At 73.2% G+C, this 4,341-nt stretch carries 4 protein-coding genes; 1 reads left to right on the top strand and 3 read right to left on the bottom strand.

Annotated features, from left to right (window positions below):
• Positions 1-4 precede the first annotated feature (4 nt).
• Positions 5-1,183: an agmatine/peptidylarginine deiminase gene (locus ACFU7Z_RS36965; RefSeq protein ID WP_380782456.1), complete on the bottom strand. Its 1,179-nt coding sequence runs from the start codon at positions 1,181-1,183 to the stop codon at positions 5-7.
• A gap of 142 nt (positions 1,184-1,325) precedes the next feature.
• On the opposite strand from ACFU7Z_RS36965, the gene ACFU7Z_RS36960 reads away from it, so the two are divergent.
• Positions 1,326-1,982 (top strand): TetR/AcrR family transcriptional regulator, encoded by a 657-nt coding sequence (locus ACFU7Z_RS36960; protein WP_158077750.1) that lies wholly within the window; start codon positions 1,326-1,328, stop codon positions 1,980-1,982.
• 23 nt (positions 1,983-2,005) lie between these two features.
• Here the strand turns inward: ACFU7Z_RS36960 and ACFU7Z_RS36955 are convergent, their stop codons facing one another.
• Together ACFU7Z_RS36955 and ACFU7Z_RS36950 are read right to left on the bottom strand one after the other, a co-directional pair.
• Complete coding sequence (locus tag ACFU7Z_RS36955; RefSeq protein ID WP_380782454.1) at positions 2,006-3,187, bottom strand: agmatine deiminase family protein; 1,182 nt, start codon at positions 3,185-3,187, stop codon at positions 2,006-2,008.
• 126 nt (positions 3,188-3,313) lie between these two features.
• Positions 3,314-4,237, bottom strand: coding sequence for a DUF4436 family protein (locus tag ACFU7Z_RS36950; protein ID WP_380782452.1), 924 nt, complete (start codon positions 4,235-4,237; stop codon positions 3,314-3,316).
• Positions 4,238-4,341 lie beyond the last annotated feature (104 nt).

Raw genomic sequence — 4,341 nt, 5'->3', positions numbered from 1 at the left:
GGGTTCACACCGCGGGCTGCTGCTGGGTGACGCAGTGGATCCCGCCGCCGCCCGCCCCGAGGGAGTCGATGTTGAGCTGCTCGACGGTGCGGCCGGGGAACAGCCGGGCGAGGGCCGCCCTGGCGGCGCTGTCGGCCTTGGTGTCGCCGAACTGCGCCGCGATCACCGCGTTGTTGCACAGGTAGTAGTTGGCGTAGGAGCCGACGAAGTTGGGGTCGGTCGAGCGGATCAGGTTGTAGTCGGGCCCCTGGATCCGGCTGACCGCGAACGGGGTGCCCTGGGCTCCAGCAGTGGTGGTCAGGATCCGGTACTGCTGCCGTGCGTCGTTCGACCAGGCGTCGGTGTCGCTCGCCAGCGGCATCTGGACCACGGCCGTCCCCGCGTCGAGGAAGCGGGAGGTGGCGTCCACGTGGTCGTCGGTGATGTCCTGGCCGGCCACACCGTTGAACCAGATCACCGTGCTGGCGCCGTAGGCCGCGCACATCGCGCTCTCGACCGCGGCCTGGGACATGCCGGGGTTGCGGTTGGCGTTGAGGATGCTGCTCCGGGTGGCCATCAGCGTGCCGGCCGCGTCGGTCTCGATGGCGCCGCCCTCGGCGACCAGCCCGGCGGCGGTGAACGGCAGGCCGAGGTAGGCGGCGACGCGCCCGGCGACCAGGGCGTCGTTGCCGTGCGGGTTCTGGTGGTTGCCCCAGCCGTTGAAGTTGAGGCCGATCGTGTCGAGGCCGCCGGCGCCGTCGGTGCGGAAGACCGGACCGGTGTCGCGCATCCAGCAGTCGTCGACCGGGATGTCCCCGATGACGGTGACGGCCGAACCGCACATCGAGCGCGCCTTGGCGACGCTCGCCGGGTTGGCGCACATGGTCACCGGCTCGTACTTCGCGATGGTCTTCGCGATCAGGGCGATGTTCGACTGGACACCGCCGAGCTTGTTCCGCCAGATGGTGCTGCTGTCCGGCCAGGCCATCCAGGTGCGGGTGTGCCGGACGGTGTCCAGCGGCACCCGGAGGCCGGCGGCGACGGCCGGGCCCGCGGCGGCGGTGCGGGGTTGCGCGGCCCGGGCCTGCCCACCGCTCGCCGCGGTCAGCGCGGTGCCCGCGACGGCGAGCCCGGCGGCCGTCAGGAACCGGCGTCGGCCGAGCCCTCCGTCGATCGCCGGATGGGATCTGAAGCTGCCCTCCATCACTACCTCCCTGTCAAAGTGCGCTGCCTGTCCGGCAGTTGACCGAAAAGGTAAAACTGACCAAGCGCTCGGTCAATACTTTGCGCAGAGATCGGTGCCGATGCGCCCCTGCCGCTCCCCCGCAGTCGTTACAGTGGCGGCCATGGCGACACAGGCGACGGGCGCAGCCCCGCGTACGGCCCCCGGCCCCGGCGGCACCGGCCGGGCGCGCGCTTCCGCCAAGGGCGAGCAGACCCGGGCCCGGCTGATCGCCGCGGCCCGCACCCTGCTCGCCGGCGACGGCGCCGGGCGGTTCACCACCCGCAACGTGGCCGCGCTGTGCGGGGTCTCGCACGGGATGTGCCACTACCACTTCGCGGACCGCACCGACCTGATCGTCGCGGTGGTCGAGGACATCCGGCCCGAGTGGATCACGCCGCTGGAGGAGGCGGTCGCCGGCCCCGGCGGCTACGCCGAGCGCTCCGAGCGGGTCCTGGCACTGCTCACCCGGCCCGAGAGCCCCGACCTCGCCCGGCTGCACGCGGCCCTGCACTGGCTCGCCCTCAACGACGAACGCGTCCGCGCCAGTCTGGAGGCCGAGTACGCGCGCTGGCGCTCCTCCTTCGTCGGCCTGTTCCGCTGCCTGCTGGACGAGCGCGGCGACGGCGCCGACCCGGTACCGCTCGGCGAGGCCTTCGCCGCCGCCGTGGACGGGCTCGCCGCCATCGGGTCGCTGGACGGGACGGTGGACGCCGAGCGGGTGCTGCGGACGCTGCTGGACTCGCTCTCCTCCGCCGCCGCCCGGCCGTCCGGCGCCTGACGGTCCCACTATCTGACCCCGCGTCACCCGGTGGAGCCGGGCGCGACGGGCTGCTGCTGGGTGGCGCAGTGGATGCCCCCGCCGCCGGCGGCGATGTGGTTAATGCCGACCTGGGTGACCTTGCGCCCCGGGTGGAGGTCGCCGATGATGCCGGCCGCCCGGTCGTCGGTGGCCTGGTCGCCGAAGCGCGGGACGATGACGCCGCCGTTGCAGACGTAGTAGTTGATGTAGGTGGCGAGGAAGTCCTTGCCCGCGCCCTGGATCAGGGTGACGTCGGGCTCGGGCAGGTCGACCACGGTGAGCGTGCGGCCCTTGGCGTCGGTCTCGGACTGGAGCACCTGGACGGCCTGCGCGGAGGCGGTGGTCCAGACGTCCGGCGGGGTGTCGGCGGCGGGCCGGTGCAGCACCACGGTGCCCGGCTCGGCGAAGCGGGCGAGGGCGTCGACGTGGCAGTCGGTGATGTCCTGCCCGGCGACGCCCTTGAACCAGATCACCTTCTCGACACCGAGCAGGCCCTTGAGGCTCGCCTCGATCTCGTCGCGGGACTTGCCGGGGTTGCGGTTGTCGTTGACCCAGGAGCTCTCGGTGGCCATCAGGGTGCCCTCGCCGTCCACCTCGATGCCGCCGCCCTCCCCGGTGACCGGCGCCTGGACGCGGGTGATGCCGTAGTGGTCCAGGAGGTAGCGGGCGACCAGGGCGTCGTTGGCGTGGGTCTGCTTGCCGCCCCAGCCGTTGAAGTTGAAGTCGACCCCGGCGAGCCCCTTCGGGCCCGTGACGAAGGTCGGCCCGGTGTCCCGGGCCCACAGGTCGTCGACCTTCAGTTCCAGCACCTCGACCGAGGAGCCGCAGGCCTGCCGGGCCTGGTCTGCCTGGTCGGGGCGGGCCAGCAGGACGACCGGCTCGAAGCCGGCGATGGCCTGGGCCAGCCCGGCGATGTCCTGTCGGACGTCGGGCAGTTGGTCGCCCCACACCTCCTCCAGTGCCGGCCAGGCCATGAAGGTGCGGGTGTGCGGGCCGGACTCGGCCGGCATGGTCCACCCGCCGGCCGCCGGGCTCCCCGACCCGGCCGCCCCCGAGGCCGGACCGCTCTGACCGGACCGCTCCCCCGATCCGCTGTCGGAGGAGCAGCCACCGGTCAGGGCCAGCGCGGCGAGCGCGGCCCCGGACTGCAGGAGTGAACGGCGGGACGGCCGGGGGTGAGCCATGGGGCCTCGTTCCGGTTGGGGTCGGGTTCGGCTCCGCAGGCTACTGATCGGAAGGTCAGATTCCGGCGCGGCACGCACCCGCCGTTCGGGGGAATCCGCTCACACCCCCGCTCACCGCCCCTCGGCTCACGCCGCCTCGGTCACCGCCTCCCGCTCGCGGCGCAGCCGGTGCTCGGTGCGGATGCCGGACCAGGCGGTGCAGGCCAGGCTGGCGGCGATGAGGCCCTCGGCCCAGAAGAACGCCACGTAGTCGATCAGGGATCCGATCGGCGGCGCCCCGGGGGCCGCGTTGCGCATGCCGATCAGGGCGAACAGGCTCGCCGCCATCCAGCCCAGGGAGGGCCAGACCAGCCCCTCCCGCTTGCGGTACAGCACCTCGGCGGCGCCGAGGACGGCCAGGGCGATGGCCCACATGGCCGCGATCATGAACCAGGAGAGGATGAAGGTGCTGCGGGACCGGGTGACCCGCGTATCCAGGGTCACCGCACCGGAGCTCGCGGTGGTGGCCTGCGGGCGCAGTACGAAGAACGGGTCGGTGTCGGTGAGGACCAGGCCGACCGGCACGGCCGCGCCCCCGCTGGTGGCGGTGAAGCCGGCCTCGGCGCGGTAGCGGTCGAACGGGTAGTCCGTCTTGGTGCCGTCGTACGTCCCCACCTGGACGAGCTGGGACGCCGCGGCCTCCCCCTCGGCCGCCCGGATGGTCACCTTGGGGGTGCCGGTGACGGTGATCTCGACGGGGCGGGCGAAGGTCTGGGAGTCCGGCCCGGCGGCGAACCTGCCGTGCGGGACGGGGGTGACGTAGAGGGTCAGCTGCTGGGCGGTCGGGTCCACGTCCTGGGCGGTGACGTCCAGTTCGATCCAGTCGGGCGTCGCGGGGACCGCCAGCTCCCTGGTCTGTTCGCGGGTGTCGCGCTCGTTGAGGTACAGCCCGATGCCCGACCCGCAGAGGGTGACGACCACCGCCAGGACGGCGGCGAACCGCCAACGGCGGCGGGGGGATCGGTGCGCGGCCCGGTCGGTCGCGCTGGTGTCGTCGGTGGTGACCTGCACGGTCGTCCTTCCTGCGGCGGTGGCGCCGGGCCGGCAGGGTCGCTGCTGCCCGGCATCGCCCGCCGGTGTTGCTCGGTCGCTCCGGCCCGGATTGTGTTTCAAAT

Origin of the sequence: Kitasatospora sp. NPDC057518 (assembly GCF_042802075.1) — a bacterium.
Lineage (GTDB): Bacteria > Actinomycetota > Actinomycetes > Streptomycetales > Streptomycetaceae > Kitasatospora.
This window is presented reverse-complemented; position numbering and strand designations above follow the sequence as displayed.

Coding starts and splice junctions, on each gene's coding strand:
- ACFU7Z_RS36965 (WP_380782456.1), bottom strand. CDS start 1,183: ATGGAGGGCAGCTTCAGATCCCATCCGGCGATCGACGGAGGGCTCGGC.
- ACFU7Z_RS36960 (WP_158077750.1), top strand. CDS start 1,326: ATGGCGACACAGGCGACGGGCGCAGCCCCGCGTACGGCCCCCGGCCCC.
- ACFU7Z_RS36955 (WP_380782454.1), bottom strand. CDS start 3,187: ATGGCTCACCCCCGGCCGTCCCGCCGTTCACTCCTGCAGTCCGGGGCC.